Source organism: Streptomyces sp. NPDC030820, assembly GCF_055572075.1.
Genome location: NZ_JBVIEB010000010.1, coordinates 339,590 through 356,173 on the forward strand (window position 1 = coordinate 339,590; position 16,584 = coordinate 356,173).

The window sequence follows — 16,584 nt, forward strand, 5'->3', positions numbered from 1 at the left end:
GCTCCGGCGGCCCAGGCGCCCCTTGGCTACCAGCCCCGGGCGAAGGTCCGCAGCCGGACCGCGGACCCGTTGAAGAGATTCTGGTCACCCGGCAGCCGGCCGTCGGCGTCGAACTGCCAGAACATCCAGTGCCGCCAACCACCCGGCAGCGGCCCCGGCCGTGAGGTGCCGTGCCGGGCGATCCACAGGGCGTGGCTCGTGGCGAAGGCGTGGCTGTTGCCGGTGCAGAGCCGCCACCACTCGGTCGTCGTGTAGATCACCGGGCGGCGGCCGGTCTCCTGCTTGATCTCGTCGCTGAAGGACCGGATCCAGCGGACCATCCGCGTCCTGTCCAGTCCGTAGCACTTCTGCTTCTTGCTGTACGGGTTGTCCTCGATGTCCAGCGCGGGCGGCAGGGTCCGGCCGTCCGCCACCCAGTCCCCGCCGTTCCGCACGAAGTACGCGGCCTGCTGGGCGCCGGAGGACCTGTCCGGCCGTGCGAAGTGGTACGCGCCCCGGTACAGGCCCGCCTCGTGCGCGCCGTCGTACTGCTGGGCGAAGTAGGGGTTGCGGTAGTCCGTGGACTCGGTCGCCTTGACGTAGACGAACCGCGCGCCCGTCGACCGGGCGACTGCCCAGTCGACGGGCTTCTGGTGCGACGAGACGTCGTGCCCCCGGGGCAGGCCCGAGGCCGCCGGATGTCCGGCGGCCGCGGACGCGGTGCCCGTGAGGGCGAGCGCCGCCACGGCCGCCGCGAGGACACCGGCGCGGTGGCGGACAGGGGTGCGTTTGCTGGCCATGTGTCTCCCCGGGTCGGCGGACGAAAGATCGTCCTGCGGGCAAGAGGGACCATTGAAGGCCCGCTGATCGCCGAATCAGCGCCTCTTCGCGGCGATTCACCAGGACTTCCGCCCGTTCGGGGGCATGCGCTCGCGGCCGGAAGTGTCCGTCCGTCCCCCTCCCGCGGGCCCGGCTGGCAGGATCGCGGCATGGCTGAACAGCGGCGGGACGCGGAACAGGAACGAATCTGGACGGAACTGGTCGCGACGGCACGGCGGACGGTGGCCGACGGGCTGGTGGTCGGCACCTCCGGGAACGTCTCGGCGCGCGTGGGCGACCTCGTCCTGGTCACCCCGTCGGGCGTGCCGTACGACCGGCTCACCCCGGACGACATCACCGGCGTCGACCTCACCGGACGCCAGGTGCTCGGCACGCTGGTGCCGACCAGCGAGCTGCCCATGCACCTCGCCGTCTACCGCACCACCGACGCCCGCGCGATCGTCCACACCCACGCCGTGCACGCGACGGCGGTCTCCACGCTCGTGCCGGAGCTCCCGCTGGTCCACTACATGGCGGCAGCCCTCGGCGGCCCCGTCCGGGTCGCCCCCTACGCCACCTACGGCACCGACGAACTCGCCGAGAACATGCTCCGCGCCCTGACCGACCGCTCCGGCTGCCTCCTGCAGAACCACGGCACGATCACCTACGGCACCACCCTCGACCAGGCCTACGACCGCACCGCCCAACTGGAGTGGATGTGCCGCCTGTGGCTGACGGCGTCCTCGGTACCGGGCCTGACGCCGTCCCTGCTGACGGAGGCACAACTGGCGGAGGTCGGGGAACGCTTGAGGGGGTACGGCCAACGGAGGTGACACCGTGCCGCCCAGCCCTTCGCTCCGGCGCTTCCTCGTCCCTGGTGCCCGCCGCAGCGGCGTTCACCCCGACGCTCCTCGCCGCCCCGCCTTTCCACTGGCCGGTAGGCCCAACCCCCACGACACTGGACCCGTGCGCCCAGTCAAAGCGACCGCCACCGCACTGACCGCGGTCCTCGCCGTCGGCGCGGTGTCCGTCGCCGCCGGCCGGATCGCCAGCGACGCCGCCCTGAAGGCGCCCGCGGGCCGCCCCCTGCCCACCGAACCCCGCCTCACCGTGCACGGCACCGCCGCCGGCCAGATCACCCTCACCCGCGACCTGGCCTCGCTGCGCCCCGGCACCTACGGCCTCGCCGGCGACGGCTCCCACGCGGTCGTCGGCCCCGTCCTGGAGGCGGCCCCGCACGCGGCCGACACCGTCGTACGCCGCCTGGAACGCGTCACCCACGGCACCCTCGCCCCCGGCGACCCGGTGTGGCTCACCCCGAACCTGTACGTCGGCGACCCCGGCACCGCCCTCGGCCTCGACCACACCGACCTCGACGTGCCCGGTGAACTCGGTGCGCTGCCCGCCTGGTTCGTGCCCGGGGCCCGGGACACCTGGGTGATCGCCGTGCACGGCCTCGGCGCCACCCGGGAACAGGCCATGAACCTCATGGCCGCCCTGCACGCCCGCCGGGTGCCGGTCCTCGCGCTCGCCTACCGGGGCGACCTCGGCGCGCCCCGCCCGCCGGACGGCCTGAGCCACCTCGGCGAGACCGAGTGGCGCGACCTGGACGCGGCGATCCGCCACGCCGTCCGCCACGGCGCCCGCCGGGTCGTCCTGCTCGGCTGGTCCACCGGCGCCACCATGGCCCTGCGCGCCGCCGAGCACTCCGCGGTGCGCGAGCGCATCGCCGGACTGGTCCTCGACTCGCCGGTGCTCAGCTGGGAGGCCACGCTGCGCGCCCTCGCCCGGGCCCGCCGCACCCCGCAGCCGCTGCTGCCGCTCGCGGTGCGCGCCGCCCAGGGCCGGACCGGCCTGTACGCCGACCGGGTCCCCGAGATCACCGACCCCGACGTGCTCACCGTACCGACCCTGATCTTCCACGGGCCCGACGACCAGGTGGCCCCCTGGGAGTTCTCCCGCCGGCTCGCCCGCCGCCGCCCGGATCTGGTCGCCCTGCACACCGTCGCGCAGGCCCCGCACGCGGCGATGTGGAACGCCGACCCGAAGGAGTACGAGGAGCGGCTGCGCCGCTTCCTGACCCCGCTGGTATGAGGGCGCTCCCGACCCTCCCGCAGCTGCCGGAAGTACCGGTGCCGGGCATTCCGTTTAATGCCGTACCAAGGCCGCACCGAGGCCGTACGACTGGCCTGATCACCCCTCCTCGCGCCGCCCCGAACCCCGTGCCTTGGCCAGCCCCGTCGCCCCCCGTGACATTCCGTTTGGGTTTTCGGACCGTCAACCGGAAGACTGCACCCGTGACGTCCCGTATCCCGCGCGACTCCAGGCTCCGACTCGTCCGACCGCGACCCCTGGCCGCCGCCCCCAGAGCTGTGAACCAGCGGCGCCCGCGCCGCCCCGTACCCCGGCCGCCGGAGGGCACCCCCGCCCCCGCGGAACTGGCCGGAATGGCCCGCACCGGGCTGGCCGGCCCGGTCCGGGTCGCCCGCTGGGCCGACGCCGCACTCGGCCCCGGCAGCGACGGCGCCACCGCCGACGGCAAGGCCACCCTCTCCGACGCCACCGCCCGACGCGCCGCCGCCGACCTGGGCCTGAGCGTCGCGCAGATCCGCACCGACTGGGACACGGCACGCCTCGCCGGACTCGTCGAGGTGCACGGCGACAGCGCGCGCCCCGGCTGGCGGCTGCGCGCCTGGGACCGCGACGACAGCGCCGTACTGCGCGGCTGGGTCGCCCTCTTCGACGCCTGGTCGCTCGCCTCCCCGGAACCCGAGGAGCACGAGCCGGCCGCCGTCGCCGAGGTCGTCTCGGCCATGCCCCAGGTGCTCTCCTTCCTTCAGCTGTCCGCCGGGCCCGTCCCGGTCGAGCAGCTCCTCGACCTGCTCCAGCAGCGGGTGACCGAACTGCGCACCCAGCGCTGCGAGGTGCCCTACGGGCCCGGCACCGAGCAGCCGGCCGAGTCCGGGCCCGCGCGGCCGACCGTGCCGGCTGCCCGGCAGCCGTCCGAGCCCCGGTCGGCACAGCCCGCCGTGCCGGTGGCGCGGCGGCCGTCCGAGCCGGGACACGTGAGCCCGGCTGCCGACTCCCCGAGCCCGGCGGAACTCGCGGCCGCCGTCCCGGAAGATGCCGCGCCCACCGGCGACACTCCGCTCGAACCCCTCCTCGACTGGGCGCTGCGGGCCCTCGCCTCGGTCGGCGCGCTGACCTACGGCGACGGCCAGGCCACCCTCACCCCGCTGGGCAGCTGGGCGGTGTGGGTCAAGCTGGAGCAGATCTGTGTGGCCGCGCAGAGCCCGGCCGGCAACATCGAGCAGTCCGCCGAGGACATGCTCCGCGGCTGCGCCCAGCTCCGCCCCAACGCCGCCCGCGCCGAATACCGCGCCTGGCTCGCCGCCCGCACCGTCGGCGATGCCATCACCGAGCTGATCCACGCCGCGCGCGGCGATGACGCGCTGCTGCGCGGCCTGGCCTTCGAGGCGCTGCGCGTCGTCGGTGCCCCCGCCGAGCCCGACGTACGCGCCGTCGTGGACGAGCCGGCCCTGCGGCCCTACGCCCTGCTGTGGCTGGCCGAGCACGACGGGATCGACCCGGAGGACGCCCACGAGGTCCTCACCCGGGAGGAGGCGACCTGGCTGTGGGTGGACACGGCCGCCGCCGTCGCCGACCACGGCGAGTCGCCGATGCTGGTCCGGCACCTGGAGTCCGCGGTGCAGCCCACCGTCCCCCAGCTGCTCGACGAGGTCCGCGCCGTCGGGCACCCGCGCACCGTGCAGGTCCTGGTCGCGCTCGCCGCCGCGCATCCCGACCCGGCCCTGGCCAAGGCCGTGCGCCGGGCCGCCTTCCAGGTGCACACCGGAGGATGAGCGGCGCGGGGGTCGCTCAGGCGCCGATCTCCGGGGCGTACGTCCCGAAGCTCCAGATGTTGCCCTCGAGGTCCCGGGCCATGTAGTCCCGCGAGCCGTAGTCCTGGTCCGTCGGGGGCATCAGGATCTCCACGCCGTGCTCCAGGGCCCGCTGGTGGTGGGCGTCCACGTCGTCCACGACGACGTACACCCCCGCGGGCCCGGCGTCCTTCATCGCCGCGTCGAAGAGGCCGCCCCGGCCCTTGGAGCCGATCATCACCGCGCCGTTGCCCTGGACCAGCTCGGCGTGCATCACCTTGCCGCCCTCCGTCTCGTACACCGACAGCTCGGTGAAGCCGAGGCCCTCCGTGAGCTGTTTCATCGCCGCCTTCGCGTCCCCGTACAGCAGCGTGGGGTAGAGGCTCGGCCGTCCGCCGCCCGTGCCTGCCATGCCGATCACTCCTTCGTGCGTCGGTTCCGTGGCGTCCCGTTCAGTCTTGCAGCCGGCACGGACCGAACGCGCGGACGTAGAAAAACCGCTTGCATGGCCCCGTTAGACTTCTCCCATGGCCATTCTCCTCGCGCATTAGACGGCGGGAACGTCCTCAGCCGCCCACCCGCCAACCCCTGTACGCCCTGGAGTCTGTCCTTGATCTCCGCCTCCGGTATCGAGCTGCGCGCCGGTGCGCGCGTCCTCATCGAGAACGCCACCTTCCGTGTCGCCAAGGGCGACCGCATCGGCCTCGTCGGCCGCAACGGCGCCGGCAAGACCACCCTCACCAAGTGCCTGGCCGGCGAGGGCATCCCGGCCGCCGGCCAGATCACCCGCTCCGGCGAGGTCGGCTACCTTCCCCAGGACCCCCGCACCGGCGACCTGGACGTCCTCGCCCGCGACCGCGTCCTCTCCGCCCGTGGCCTCGACGTGCTGATCCGCAAGATGCGCGAGAACGAGGAGCGCATCGCCACCGGCAAGGGCGCCACCCGGGAGAAGGCCCTCAAGCAGTACGAGCGCCAGGAGACCGAGTTCCTCACCAAGGGCGGGTACGCCGCCGAGGCCGAGGCCGCCACCATCGCCGCCGCGCTGAACCTGCCCGACCGCGTCCTCGGCCAGCCGCTGCACACCCTCTCCGGCGGTCAGCGCCGACGTATCGAGCTGGCCCGCATCCTGTTCTCGGACGCGGACACCCTGCTGCTCGACGAGCCGACCAACCACCTCGACGCGGACTCGATCATCTGGCTGCGGGACTACCTGAAGACCTACCGCGGCGGCTTCATCGTGATCTCCCACGACGTCGATCTCGTCGACACCGTGGTCAACAAGGTGTTCTACCTGGACGCCAACCGGTCCACGATCGACATCTACAACATGGGCTGGAAGCTCTACCAGCAGCAGCGCGAGGCCGACGAGAAGCGCCGCAAGCGGGAGCGGGCCAACGCCGAGAAGAAGGCCGCCGCCCTCAACGCCCAGGCCGACAAGATGCGCGCCAAGGCCACCAAGACGGTCGCCGCGCAGAACATGGCCCGGCGGGCCGAGAAGCTGCTCTCCGGCCTCGAAGAGGTCCGGATGTCCGACAAGGTCGCCAAGCTCCGCTTCCCGGAGCCCGCGCCCTGCGGCAAGACCCCGCTGACGGCGGAGGGCCTGTCGAAGTCGTACGGCTCGCTGGAGATCTTCACCGACGTCGACCTCGCCATCGACAAGGGCTCGCGGGTCGTCATCCTCGGCCTCAACGGCGCGGGCAAGACCACGCTGCTGCGCCTGCTCGCCGGCGTCGAGAAGCCGGACACCGGTGAGGTCGTCCCCGGCCACGGCCTCAAGCTCGGCTACTACGCCCAGGAGCACGAGACCCTCGACCCGGACCGCACGGTCCTGGAGAACATGCGCTCGGCCGCCCCCGACATGGACCTGGTCGAGGTCCGCAAGGTGCTGGGCTCGTTCCTCTTCTCCGGCGACGACGTCGACAAGCCGGCCGGCGTCCTCTCGGGCGGCGAGAAGACCCGTCTCGCCCTGGCGACCCTGGTCGTCTCCTCGGCGAACGTGCTGCTCCTCGACGAGCCGACCAACAACCTCGACCCCGCCAGCCGCGAGGAGATCCTCGGCGCCCTGCGCACCTACAAGGGCGCGGTCGTCCTCGTCACCCACGACGAGGGCGCCGTCGAGGCGCTCCAGCCGGAGCGGATCATCCTGCTGCCCGACGGCGTCGAGGACCTGTGGGGCTCCGACTACGCGGATCTCGTCGCCCTGGCGTGATCCACTGCGTATGGATCATTCGGCTCATCCGTGATCCATCATCTGTGTGAGATCTCCTCGTATCGAGGTGTGTCGTACACGGATTTCCCGGCCGATCCCTTGCGTACCAAGGGATCGGCCGCCGCGCATCCCTGACCTGGCACTTCGCGAATCCACCCGTTCGGCCCCCTCGACACCACCCCATGGAATCCTTGATTCCGCTTGTGGGGATCGACTCCCGTCGTCACAACGATGTCCCACGGACCTTGCCGAATGGGTGGCCATCAGACCCAAGAGGGGTGATCATGAGGAGACCAGAGCGCACTTCCCATGAGGAGGCACGGGTGGCCGAGACTCTGAAGAAGGGCAGCCGGGTGACCGGCGCCGCGCGCGACAAGCTCGCGGCAGACCTGAAGAAGAAGTACGACTCCGGTGCGAGCATCCGGGCGCTGGCCGAGGAGACCGGCCGCTCGTATGGCTTCGTACACCGGATGCTCAGTGAGTCGGGCGTCACGCTTCGTGGGCGTGGCGGAGCGACCCGGGGCAAGAAGGCCGCATCGTCCTGACGCCGGGCGGCCCATCGGCTTCGATGGTGGGGCCACCCGGTCGGCCTCCCCCTGGGTCTTGAGGGGCCTGGGGGGACGCCAGATCAGCCGGGTGGTTACTGTGCAGTCACTTAGGCATGCGTAGGCATGCCCGGATGACCGCACCCATCGGAGGCGCCCCATGGCTTCGCCCGACCAGGACCTCGCTCCTGTACTCGACAAGGACGGCGTACGGCTCACCGTCGACGACGCGCTCGCCACGGTGACGCTGACCAACCCGGCCAAGCGCAACGCGCAGAGCCCTGCTCTGTGGCGCGCGCTCACCGAGGCCGGCCGGCTGCTGCCGGGCTCCGTCCGTGTCGTCGTGCTGCGCGGCGAGGGCAGGTCCTTCTCCGCCGGGCTGGACCGGCAGATGTTCACCCCGGAGGGGATCCCGGGCGAGCCGACCTTCATCGAACTCGCGCGCCGTGACGACGCCGGGCTCGACGCGAGCATCGCCGAGTTCCAGGAGGCGTTCACCTGGTGGCGGCGGAACGACATCGTGTCGATCGCGGCTGTCCAAGGGCACGCCATCGGGGCCGGCTTCCAGCTCGCGCTCGCGTGCGATCTGCGGGTCGTCGCGGACGACGTGCAGTTCGCCATGCGCGAGACCAGCCTCGGCCTGGTCCCCGACCTGACCGGGACTCACCCGCTGGTCGGTCTCGTCGGGTACGCCCGCGCGCTCGAGATCTGCGCGACCGGACGGTCCGTCGGCGCGGCGGAGTCCGTCGCCTGCGGGCTGGCCAATGTCGCCGTGCCGGCGGCGGAACTCGATGCGGCGGTACGGGACTTGGCGGCTGCGCTGCTGGCTGCGCCGCGGGACGCGGTCGTCGAGACCAAGGCGTTGTTGCGCGGGGCGCTGGGCCGTGACTACGAGGCGCAGCGTGCGGCCGAGCGTGTCGCCCAGGCACGGCGGCTTCGGGATCTGGCCGGCCTCGGCGAATGAGCCCCGCGCCGGTAAGGCGCCCCGCGCCGGCCAGCCGCTCAGCCGACCACCGTTACCAGCACGGCCACCGTCGGCCGGTCCTCCAGCGCGTCCCTTACGGCCGTGCGGACCTGCCGAGCCACGTCAATGGCTCGGCGGTCCGTGCTCGTCGTCAGCTCCACGCGCGCGTGCCGGTGCGGTAGCGCCGTACCGGCCGTGCGCTCCTCCAGGTGCACCGCCCGGCCCACACCGCCGAGGGAACCCGTCAGCCCGGTCACGCCGGCGACGGACAGCGCGGCCGCGGCCACCCGGGCCTCGTCCGGGTCCGTGGGCTCCCGCGCGGGCACCGGCCGCGGTGCACGCACCGCCGCGACCGGCTCCGCCGTGTCCAGCAGGTCGGTGACCCGCAGGTCCACCTCCGTGACCGCGAGCCCGAGCCGCTCCGTCGCGGCCGTCGCCAGTGTCAGCCGTAGCCCGGACGCGACGGCCGGCAGCGGCTCGGTGGCCGTCGCGGCGAAGTCCGCCGTCAGCCGCAGCGGGCCCGGCGGCAGCGCACTCGGCGGAGCCGGTACGACGGGCTCGTGGACCTCCTCCGGATCGGCGAGCGCGAGCCGCAGGGTGCCGAGCCGCACCCCGGGCATCCCCTCGGCCGCCGCGCGCTCCAGCACCGCCGCGGCCGCGCCCTCCGCGATCCAGACGCCGTCGCGCGGCCCGCCGAGCGGCAGCAGCCGTCCCAGCCCGACCTGGCGCCGAACTACCTGTGTCCACCGGTCCGCCGTCATTCCTCCAGCCTGCCGTATCACCGGGGCGCTGCCGGGGAACCTTGCTTACGGTGGCAAAGGACGATCGAAGGGGCCGACCGAAAGGGACGTACGGCGATGACCGACATGACGACGACTCCCGAGGGTGAACAGGAACCGCAGGTTTCGACCCGCAAGACGACCCGTCGCGGCGGCGGCGATCCCGCGGCCCGTGGCCGGACGACCATCGCCGACGGCGTCGTGGAGAAGATCGCCGCTCTGGCCGTCCGGGACGTGGTCGGCGTCCACGCCCTGGGCAGCGGCCTGGCCCGGACCTTCGGCGCCGTGCGCGACCGGGTGCCCGGCGGCTCCAAGTCGGTCACCCGGGGCGTGAAGGCCGAGGTCGGCGAGGTGCAGACGGCACTCGACCTGGAGATCGTCGTGGACTACGGCGTCTCGATCGGCGATGTCGCCCGCGCCGTGCGGGAGAATGTGGTCGCCGCCGTGGAACGCATGACCGGACTTGAGGTGGTCGAGGTCAACATCGCGGTGAGCGACGTCAAGCTGCCCGAGGAAGAGGAAGAGGAACCGGAGCCCCGGATCCAGTGAGACCCGGTCCCGGACCCCGCACGCCTGACGAGCTGAGGAGCGCTCCATGAACATGGCCGTGGTCGGCATGATCGCCGGAATGGCGCTGGGCTTCGCCGGGTACTTCGGCGGCTTCGGTGCCTTTCTGCTGGTGGCGGCGCTGGGTGCGCTCGGGTTCGTCGTCGGCCGGTTCGCGGAGGGCGACCTGGAACTGGGTGACTTCTTCCGCACCCGAGGCGACCGGCGTGACCGGCGGCGGTGACCGACGGTGAGTGCCGAGACCGGCGCGGTGCGCCCGCCGTCGGCCCTCGTGCCGCCGGGCGAGCGCGGCGCCACCCGGATCGCCGACCGGGTCGTGGCGAAGATCGCCGCGCAGGCCGCCCGGGAGGCGCTGCCCCCGCTGCCCGCCGACGCGGCGGCCCCGCACGCCACGGTCGTCGTCCACCAGGAGACGGCCCGGGTAAGCCTGTATCTCGAACTCGGCTACCCCTGCGACATCGGCGCCCACTGCGCTGCCGTGCGTCGCCATGTCGCCGAGCGGGTAGGCGCGTTGGTGGACATGTCGGTGCCCGAGGTCGCCGTCCAGGTCGAACGGCTGCACCCGGCACCGCACGGGAGGGCGTGATGAGCGAACCCCGGTCGACCACACCGACCCTCGACAAGGACCCCGGCACCACCCCGCCCGCCCCCGCGGAGGGCAGCGGCCGCTTCTGGTCCCCGCGCCGCGTCCCGGCCGCCGTCGTCGCGCTCCTGCTGCTGGCCGGCGCGGGCCTGCTGCTGTACGACATCGCCGCCGTACGCGCCCACCACCCCGCGATGCACTGGCGCCGCGCACTCGCCCGGCAACTGGCCGAACGGCCCCTGGACGACATCTGGGTGCTGACCGGCGCGGCCGCCGCCGTCGCACTCGGCCTGTGGCTGATCGTCCTCGCCGTCACACCCGGCCTGCGCGGGCTGCTGCCCATGCGGCGCCCGCACCCGGATGTCCGCGCCGCACTCCGGCGCGACGCGGCGGCGCTCCTGCTCCGCGACCGGGCCATGGACATCTCCGGAGTCCGGTCGGTCCGGGTGCGGATGCGCCGCACGAAGGCCGACGTCCGTGCCGTCTCGCACTTCCGTGACCTGGACGAGGTACGCGCCGACCTGGACACCGTGCTCACGGACGCCATCCGGGGCCTCGGCCTGACCCGGCCGCCCGCGCTGTCCTTGCATGTGACCCGGCCCGGACGGAAGGGGTGACGGCGATGCGCACCGGCGGCCTCAACCGCGTCCTGCTGGCCCTCGTCGGCCTGCTCCTCCTCGCGCTCGGCGGCGCGGTGCTCGCCGTCGGCCTGGGCGCGCCACCGCCCTCCTGGTGGATCCACACCGGCCCGCACGACGTCCTGCTCACGCAGGCCGAACGCACCCACTGGCGGGCCGCCGGCTGGTGGTGGCCGGCGGTCATCGCCGGCCTCGCCGTGGTCGTCCTGCTCACCCTGTGGTGGCTCACGGCGGTCCTGCGCCGTCGCCGGCTGGCCGAGATCCTGATCGACACCGGCGACGACGAGTCCGCCCTCCTGCGCGCCCAGGCCCTGGAATCGGCGCTGGCCCAGGACGTCGTACAGCAGGAGGGCGTGGCGCACGCGGAGATCCTCCTGCGGGGCCGCCGTACGGCACCCACGGCAAGGGTGCGGCTCCGACTGGAGCCGCACGTGGACCCGGCAACGGCCCTGAACGAGTTCACGGCCCGGGCCCTGACCCGTGCGCGCGAGTCGGCGCGCCTGCCGTCACTTCCGGCAGAAGTACGGCTGGGGTCGGTCAAGTACCGTGCAAAAAGGGTCACTTGAACTCGGACGACGACCCTCAGAACCCGTGCCGCATCCCGCCGTCCACAGGCAACATGACCCCACTGAGATAAGACGCCGCCGGAGACAGCAGAAACGCCGCGACCTTCCCGAACTCCGCCGGAGTCCCATACCTGCGCAGCGGAATCCGAGACTCGCTCGCCGCCCGGGTGGCCTCAGGATCCGCCGACAGCGCGTCCAGCTCGCGCACGCGATCCGTGTCGATGCGCGACGGCAGCAGCCCCAGCACCCGGATCCCGCGCGGCCCCAGCTCGTCCGCGAGGGACTTGGCGAACCCGGCGAGCCCGGGCCGCAGCCCGTTGGAGATGGTCAGCCCCGGAATCGGCTCGTGCACCGACGCGGACAGCACGAATCCGATGACCCCGCCCGGCTCCAGCTCGGCCGCCGCCGCGCGAGCGAGCCGAACCGCACCGAGGAACACCGACTCGAACGCGGCGCGCCACTGCTCGTCGGTGTTGTCCGCGACGAACCCCGGCGCCGGCCCGCCCACGCTCACCAGGAGGCCGTGGAAGCCGCCGAAGTGCTCCCGCGCGGCCGCGATCAGCCGCTCCGGCGCCTCGGGGTCGGCGTTGTCCACGCCCACGCCCACCGCGTTCGGGCCCAGTTCGGCGGCGGCGTCGGCCACCCGCTTCTCGTCCCGGCCGCTGATCACGACCTTCGCCCCGTCCGCGACGAGTTCCCGCGCGGCGGCGTTGCCCAGTCCGCGGGTCGCCCCGGTGACGACGTACACCCGGTCCTTCAGTCCAAGATCCATGGCCCCTATCCTGCCCGGTCGTCCCCGAACAGTGTGAGGGCGGTGTTCACCAGCGCGATGTGGCTGAAGGCCTGCGGAAAGTTGCCCAGATGGCGGCCGTCGACCGGGTCGTACTCCTCGGCCAGCAGCCCCACGTCGTTGACCAGGCCCGCCAGCCGGTCGAACAGCTCCCGTGCCTCGTCCTTCCGGCCGGTCAGATACAGGGCGTCGGCCAGCCAGAACGAGCAGGCCAGGAAGGCGCCCTCACCGCCCGGCAGCCCGTCGACCACCGAGTCCTCGGTGTCGTACCGGCGCAGGAAGCCGCCGTGCCCGAGGTCGTCGCGGATCGCGTCGACCGTGCCGACCACCCGCGGGTCGTCGGGCGGCAGGAAGCCGACGCGCGGGATGAGCAGCAGCGACGCGTCGAGTTCGCGGGAGCCGTAGTACTGGGTGAAGGTGTTGCGCTCGTGGTCGTAGCCCTTCTCGCACACCTCCTGGTGGACCTCGTCGCGGAATCTGCGCCAGCCCTCCAGGTCGCCCTTGAGGTCCTTGTACTCCTCCAGCGTCCTCACGGCCCGGTCGGCGGCCACCCACACCATCACCTTGGAGTGCACGAACTGCTGCCGGCCGCCGCGCACCTCCCACAGGCCCTCGTCCGGCTGCCGCCACGCCGACTCCAGGAACTGCATCAGGGCGCGCTGCATCGCCCACATGTGCGGCCGCGGGGCCAGACCCGAGCTGCGGGCCAGGGCGAGCGAGTCCATCACCTCGCCGTACACGTCGAGCTGGAGCTGCTCGACCGCGCCGTTGCCGATGCGTACGGGGGCGGAGTCGGCGAAGCCGGGCAGCCAGGACAGCTCCATCTCCGGCAGCCGGCGCTCGCCCGCCACGCCGTACATGATCTGCAGGTCGGCCGGGTCGCCCGCGACCGCGCGCAGCAGCCAGTCGCGCCAGGCCGAGGCCTCGTCCTGGTAGCCGGCCTTGAGCAGCGCCCCGAGGGTGAGGGTGGAGTCGCGCAGCCAGCAGTACCGGTAGTCCCAGTTGCGCACCCCGCCCGGCTTCTCCGGCAGCGAGGTGGTCGCCGCGGCGACGATCCCGCCGGTCGGCATGTAGGTGAGGGCCTTGAGGGTGATCAGGGAGCGGACGACCAGGTCCCGGTAGGGTCCCCGGTAACGGCACTGCCGGGTCCAGCCCTGCCAGTCGGTGACGCTGCACTCCAGGCCCTCGAAGGGGTCCTTGAGCGGCGGGCGCTGCTCGTGCGAGGGATGCCAGGTGAGCACGAACGCGACCCGCTCGCCCTCGGCGACGGTGAACTCGGAATGGGTGCCGAAGTCCGCGCCCCAGGTGTGCACGGCGGGTTCGGAACGCAGCCAGACCGAGTCCGGGCCCGCGACGGCCACCCGGTGCCCGTCCGCGCGGCGCACCCACGGCATGATCGAGCCGTAGTCGAAGCGCAGCCGGAGGGTGCTGCGGACGGTGACCCGGCCGCTGACGCCCTCGATGATGCGTACGACGTCGGGGGCGCGGTCGCGCTGCGGCATCAGGTCGGTGACCCGGACCGTGCCGTCCGGGGTCTCCCACTCGGTGTCGAGGACGAGGGTGTCGGGCCGGTAGGCGCGGCGTGTGCAGGTGTCCGCTCCCTCGGGGGCGATCCGCCAGTAGCCGTGGTCCTCGTCGCCCAGCAGCCGGGCGAAGCAGGCGCCGGAGTCGAAGCGGGGCAGGCACAGCCAGTCGATCGAGCCGTTCTTGCCGACCAGCGCCGCGGTCTGCTCGTCACCGATGAGTGCGTAGTCCTCGATGCGCGCGTTCACGGGATCCGGTTTCCCGGCGGGCCAGAGGGCCAATCAGGTGGTGCGCCGGGGGAGTGACGTGTACCTCCGCGATGCTTCCCCGTGGTGCCCGTCAGACCGCGGCCGGTGCGCTCTCCTCCTGCTTCGCCGCCGCCGCGGCGGCCTCCTCCCGGTCGCGGATCTCCCGCCGGACCAGAAACCACCAGCCGACCGGGACACCCGCGGCGAACAGCCACCACTGGATCATGTACGCGTAGTTCAGCGGGGCGTCCTCGCTGCCGGGGTCGGAGATCTGCTCCGGGCCGCCCTTGGGCGTGGGCGCCGTTTGTTCAACATAGCCGCCGAGCACCTGCGCGCCGAGCCGGTGCGCCTCCTCCGTGCTGTTGATCAGCATGATCTGCCGGTCGGGGAGGCCCTTGACGTTCTTGATGCCGCTCGCCGCGGTCGTCTCGTCGGCCATCAGCCGCCCCGTGATGGTGGTGCGGCCGGACGGCGGTGCGGGGATCTTCGGGAAGGCGGTCTGGGCGCCGTTCGCGGGGATCCAGCCGCGGTTGACGAGGAGGACCCTGCCGTCCGTGAGGACGAGCGGGGTGAGCACGTGGAAGCCGACCTCGCCGTCGGAATTGGTCCGGCGCCGGACCACGACCTCCCTGGCGGTGTCGAAGGTGCCGGTCGCGGTGACCGTGCGGTACTTCTCGGTGCGGGTCACCGTGTGCCCGGGGGAGGTCAGCCGCTCGACGGGGACCGGCTCGGCGTGCAGCGCCGAGGAGACCAGGTCGTTGCGCGCGGTGCGCTCCTCGTACCGGTGCTTCTGCCAGAAGCCCAGCCTGATCATCGTCGGGATCAGCGAGATCGCGACGATGGTGAGGATCACCCACTGGCGGGACAACAGGAAGCGGTAGCGGTGCACCCCACGACGGTACATCCGGGCCGTGGGGTGCATTCAGGCGGGTACCGGGTCACACCCGGTCGACGATTCCCACCTTTCCCTCGGCGCGGGCGCAGTGGGCCCCGCAGTAGAACCGGCCGTCGGCCTCCACGCCCTGGCCGATGATCTGCACCCGGCAGTGCTCGCAGATGGGGGCCATCCGGTGGATCGCACAGGAGAAGCAGTCGAAGACGTGCACCGCGCCCTGTGCGTGGACCTCGAAGGTCATTCCGTAGTCATTGCCGCAAACTTCGCATTTCGCCATGCGCCACAGGGTGAGCCCGTCACCGGTGCACTGGCGAGCGGCCGCCGGGTGAGTCGTCCGGCAACCACCCGTTCGTACGATGAGCACCGCTTCCGTACGATGCGCGCCGTCACTCGTCCGCGGGCTCGACGTCCCGCAGCAACTGCCCGAACGCGGCCTCGTCCACGATCGGGGTGCCGAACTGCCGCGCCTTGACCACCTTGGACGTGCCCGAGTCGGGGTCGTTGGTCACCAGCAGGCTCGTCAGCCGGGAGATGCTGGACGCCACGTGCAGACCGGCCTCGGTGGCCCGGTCCTCCAGCAACTCGCGCTCGACGGAGGTGTCCCCGGAGAACGCCACCCGCATGCCCTGTTTGAGGCGTTTTCCGTCTTCGTAGCGACCCGGGTTGGGATAGGGGCATGCGGGCCGTTTGCGGGAGGGTCGCCAACTGGTCGTCCGATAGCCGCCGTAGCCCCCGTATCCGCCTGACGACTGCCGGGGCACCGAGCGGTCCGACCACTCCGTCAGCGGCCGGCACTCCAGCAGCGGCAGCCGTACGCCGCCCGCCGCCGCGGCCCGCAGGCTCGGCCGGAACGCCTCCGCCAGCACGCGCGCGTCGTCCAGCGCGTGGTGCGCCCGCTGCTGTACGACGCCGTAGTGCGCCGCCAGCGACTCCAGCTTGAAGTTGGGCAGCGGCAGCCCCAGCTCCTTCGACAGCGCGATGGTGCACAGCCGCTGACGCACCGGCGCCTCGCGCTCCGCGCGCGCGTACTCCCGCGCGATCATCTGCCAGTCGAAGACGGCGTTGTGCGCGACCAGCACCCGGCCGTCCAGCCGGGCCGCGAACTCCTCGGCGATGTCCGCGAAGAGCGGTGCCCCTTCGAGCACCTCGCTCGTCAGACCATGTATCCACACCGGTCCCGGATCGCGCTCCGGGTTGACCAGTGTGTACCAGTGGTCCTCGACCTCGCCGCGCTCGTCCAGCCGGTAGACGGCCGCCGAGATGATCCGGTCGTCCCGGGCCAGGCCGGTGGTCTCCACGTCAACGACCGCGTATCCCTTCGGATACGCGGCCGGCCACTGGGTGGGGGAGGACACTGCGGTCGCACGGTCTTCGAGCATGGTCACTGAGGATACGGGCCACGACTGACACTGCTGACCTTCAGGTGCCGGTGGCTCCGCCGGTTTGCCGCTCAGCCGCTCGACCGCCGCACGCGTGTGCCGGCTTTGGCCCACCCCGTCGGCCCGCAAGCCCGCCCGCTGGTTCAGGCTTCGCGTGCGTGCGTGGGCAAAGTGGTCGGCCAGAAGCGACCGCACCAGCGCCCGTACAGCCGTCACGA

19 protein-coding genes are annotated in these 16,584 nt (G+C 72.6%); 11 read left to right on the forward strand and 8 right to left on the reverse strand.

The annotated features are described in order from the left end of the window. Positions 1 to 26 precede the first annotated feature (26 nt). Positions 27 to 779 (reverse strand): lysozyme, encoded by a 753-nt coding sequence (locus ACZ418_RS28005; protein ID WP_468368186.1) that lies wholly within the window; start codon positions 777 to 779, stop codon positions 27 to 29. Between the two features lie 189 nt (positions 780 to 968). Here ACZ418_RS28005 and ACZ418_RS28010 point away from each other — a divergent pair, with 189 nt between their 5' ends. The 3 genes from ACZ418_RS28010 to ACZ418_RS28020 all read left to right on the forward strand — a co-directional run bounded on the left by ACZ418_RS28010 (position 969) and on the right by ACZ418_RS28020 (position 4,661). Then, positions 969 to 1,631: a class II aldolase/adducin family protein gene (locus ACZ418_RS28010; protein WP_468368187.1), complete on the forward strand. Its 663-nt coding sequence runs from the start codon at positions 969 to 971 to the stop codon at positions 1,629 to 1,631. A 133-nt stretch (positions 1,632 to 1,764) separates the two neighbouring features. Next, complete coding sequence (locus tag ACZ418_RS28015) at positions 1,765 to 2,892, forward strand: alpha/beta hydrolase (RefSeq protein WP_468368190.1); 1,128 nt, start codon at positions 1,765 to 1,767, stop codon at positions 2,890 to 2,892. A gap of 203 nt (positions 2,893 to 3,095) precedes the next feature. After that, a complete protein-coding gene (locus ACZ418_RS28020; protein WP_468368192.1) occupies positions 3,096 to 4,661 on the forward strand; it encodes a hypothetical protein in 1,566 nt (521 codons plus the stop codon). 16 nt (positions 4,662 to 4,677) lie between these two features. Here the strand turns inward: ACZ418_RS28020 and ACZ418_RS28025 are convergent, their stop codons facing one another. Beyond that, positions 4,678 to 5,091, reverse strand: a complete 414-nt coding sequence (locus ACZ418_RS28025; RefSeq protein WP_468368195.1) for a VOC family protein — start codon at positions 5,089 to 5,091, stop codon at positions 4,678 to 4,680. Positions 5,092 to 5,289: 198 nt separating this feature from the next. Here ACZ418_RS28025 and abc-f point away from each other — a divergent pair, with 198 nt between their 5' ends. The 3 genes from abc-f to ACZ418_RS28040 all read left to right on the forward strand — a co-directional run bounded on the left by abc-f (position 5,290) and on the right by ACZ418_RS28040 (position 8,397). Next, a complete protein-coding gene (gene abc-f / locus ACZ418_RS28030; protein ID WP_468368198.1) occupies positions 5,290 to 6,888 on the forward strand; it encodes a ribosomal protection-like ABC-F family protein in 1,599 nt (532 codons plus the stop codon). Positions 6,889 to 7,211: 323 nt separating this feature from the next. Beyond that, entirely contained in the window at positions 7,212 to 7,433 is a 222-nt protein-coding gene (locus tag ACZ418_RS28035; RefSeq protein WP_004002281.1) for a helix-turn-helix domain-containing protein, read from the forward strand. Between the two features lie 160 nt (positions 7,434 to 7,593). Beyond that, complete coding sequence (locus ACZ418_RS28040) at positions 7,594 to 8,397, forward strand: enoyl-CoA hydratase/isomerase family protein (protein ID WP_468368201.1); 804 nt, start codon at positions 7,594 to 7,596, stop codon at positions 8,395 to 8,397. Positions 8,398 to 8,435: 38 nt separating this feature from the next. Here the strand turns inward: ACZ418_RS28040 and ACZ418_RS28045 are convergent, their stop codons facing one another. After that, entirely contained in the window at positions 8,436 to 9,158 is a 723-nt protein-coding gene (locus tag ACZ418_RS28045; RefSeq protein WP_468368203.1) for a nucleopolyhedrovirus P10 family protein, read from the reverse strand. A gap of 96 nt (positions 9,159 to 9,254) precedes the next feature. Here ACZ418_RS28045 and ACZ418_RS28050 point away from each other — a divergent pair, with 96 nt between their 5' ends. Genes ACZ418_RS28050 through amaP form a run of 5 tightly spaced genes read left to right on the forward strand, consistent with a single transcriptional unit; the run spans position 9,255 to position 11,530 of the window. Beyond that, positions 9,255 to 9,725, forward strand: coding sequence for an Asp23/Gls24 family envelope stress response protein (locus tag ACZ418_RS28050; protein WP_468368206.1), 471 nt, complete (start codon positions 9,255 to 9,257; stop codon positions 9,723 to 9,725). Positions 9,726 to 9,771: 46 nt separating this feature from the next. Then, positions 9,772 to 9,966, forward strand: coding sequence for a hypothetical protein (locus ACZ418_RS28055; RefSeq protein ID WP_468368209.1), 195 nt, complete (start codon positions 9,772 to 9,774; stop codon positions 9,964 to 9,966). A gap of 6 nt (positions 9,967 to 9,972) precedes the next feature. Continuing rightward, a complete protein-coding gene (locus ACZ418_RS28060) occupies positions 9,973 to 10,329 on the forward strand; it encodes an Asp23/Gls24 family envelope stress response protein (protein ID WP_468368212.1) in 357 nt (118 codons plus the stop codon). Beyond that, entirely contained in the window at positions 10,329 to 10,943 is a 615-nt protein-coding gene (locus tag ACZ418_RS28065) for a DUF6286 domain-containing protein (protein ID WP_468368214.1), read from the forward strand. Before ACZ418_RS28060 ends, ACZ418_RS28065 begins: the two co-directional genes overlap by 1 nt. Positions 10,944 to 10,948: 5 nt before the next feature. Then, positions 10,949 to 11,530, forward strand: a complete 582-nt coding sequence (gene amaP / locus ACZ418_RS28070) for an alkaline shock response membrane anchor protein AmaP (RefSeq protein WP_468368217.1) — start codon at positions 10,949 to 10,951, stop codon at positions 11,528 to 11,530. A 16-nt stretch (positions 11,531 to 11,546) separates the two neighbouring features. On the opposite strand, the gene ACZ418_RS28075 is transcribed toward amaP, so the two are convergent. The 5 genes from ACZ418_RS28075 to ACZ418_RS28095 all read right to left on the reverse strand — a co-directional run bounded on the left by ACZ418_RS28075 (position 11,547) and on the right by ACZ418_RS28095 (position 16,366). Beyond that, the gene (locus ACZ418_RS28075; protein ID WP_468368219.1) at positions 11,547 to 12,302 is read right to left on the reverse strand and encodes an SDR family oxidoreductase; all 756 of its coding nucleotides are present in this window, start codon (positions 12,300 to 12,302) and stop codon (positions 11,547 to 11,549) included. 5 nt (positions 12,303 to 12,307) lie between these two features. After that, a complete protein-coding gene (locus ACZ418_RS28080; RefSeq protein ID WP_468368222.1) occupies positions 12,308 to 14,092 on the reverse strand; it encodes a glycoside hydrolase family 15 protein in 1,785 nt (594 codons plus the stop codon). A 91-nt stretch (positions 14,093 to 14,183) separates the two neighbouring features. After that, positions 14,184 to 14,981: an SURF1 family cytochrome oxidase biogenesis protein gene (locus ACZ418_RS28085; RefSeq protein ID WP_468368225.1), complete on the reverse strand. Its 798-nt coding sequence runs from the start codon at positions 14,979 to 14,981 to the stop codon at positions 14,184 to 14,186. Positions 14,982 to 15,030: 49 nt separating this feature from the next. After that, positions 15,031 to 15,264 carry a hypothetical protein gene (locus tag ACZ418_RS28090; RefSeq protein WP_055704294.1) on the reverse strand — a complete coding sequence of 78 codons (234 nt, stop codon included), beginning with the start codon at positions 15,262 to 15,264 and terminating at the stop codon, positions 15,031 to 15,033. A gap of 109 nt (positions 15,265 to 15,373) precedes the next feature. Then, entirely contained in the window at positions 15,374 to 16,366 is a 993-nt protein-coding gene (locus ACZ418_RS28095; RefSeq protein ID WP_468368228.1) for a DEDDh family exonuclease, read from the reverse strand. Positions 16,367 to 16,584 lie beyond the last annotated feature (218 nt).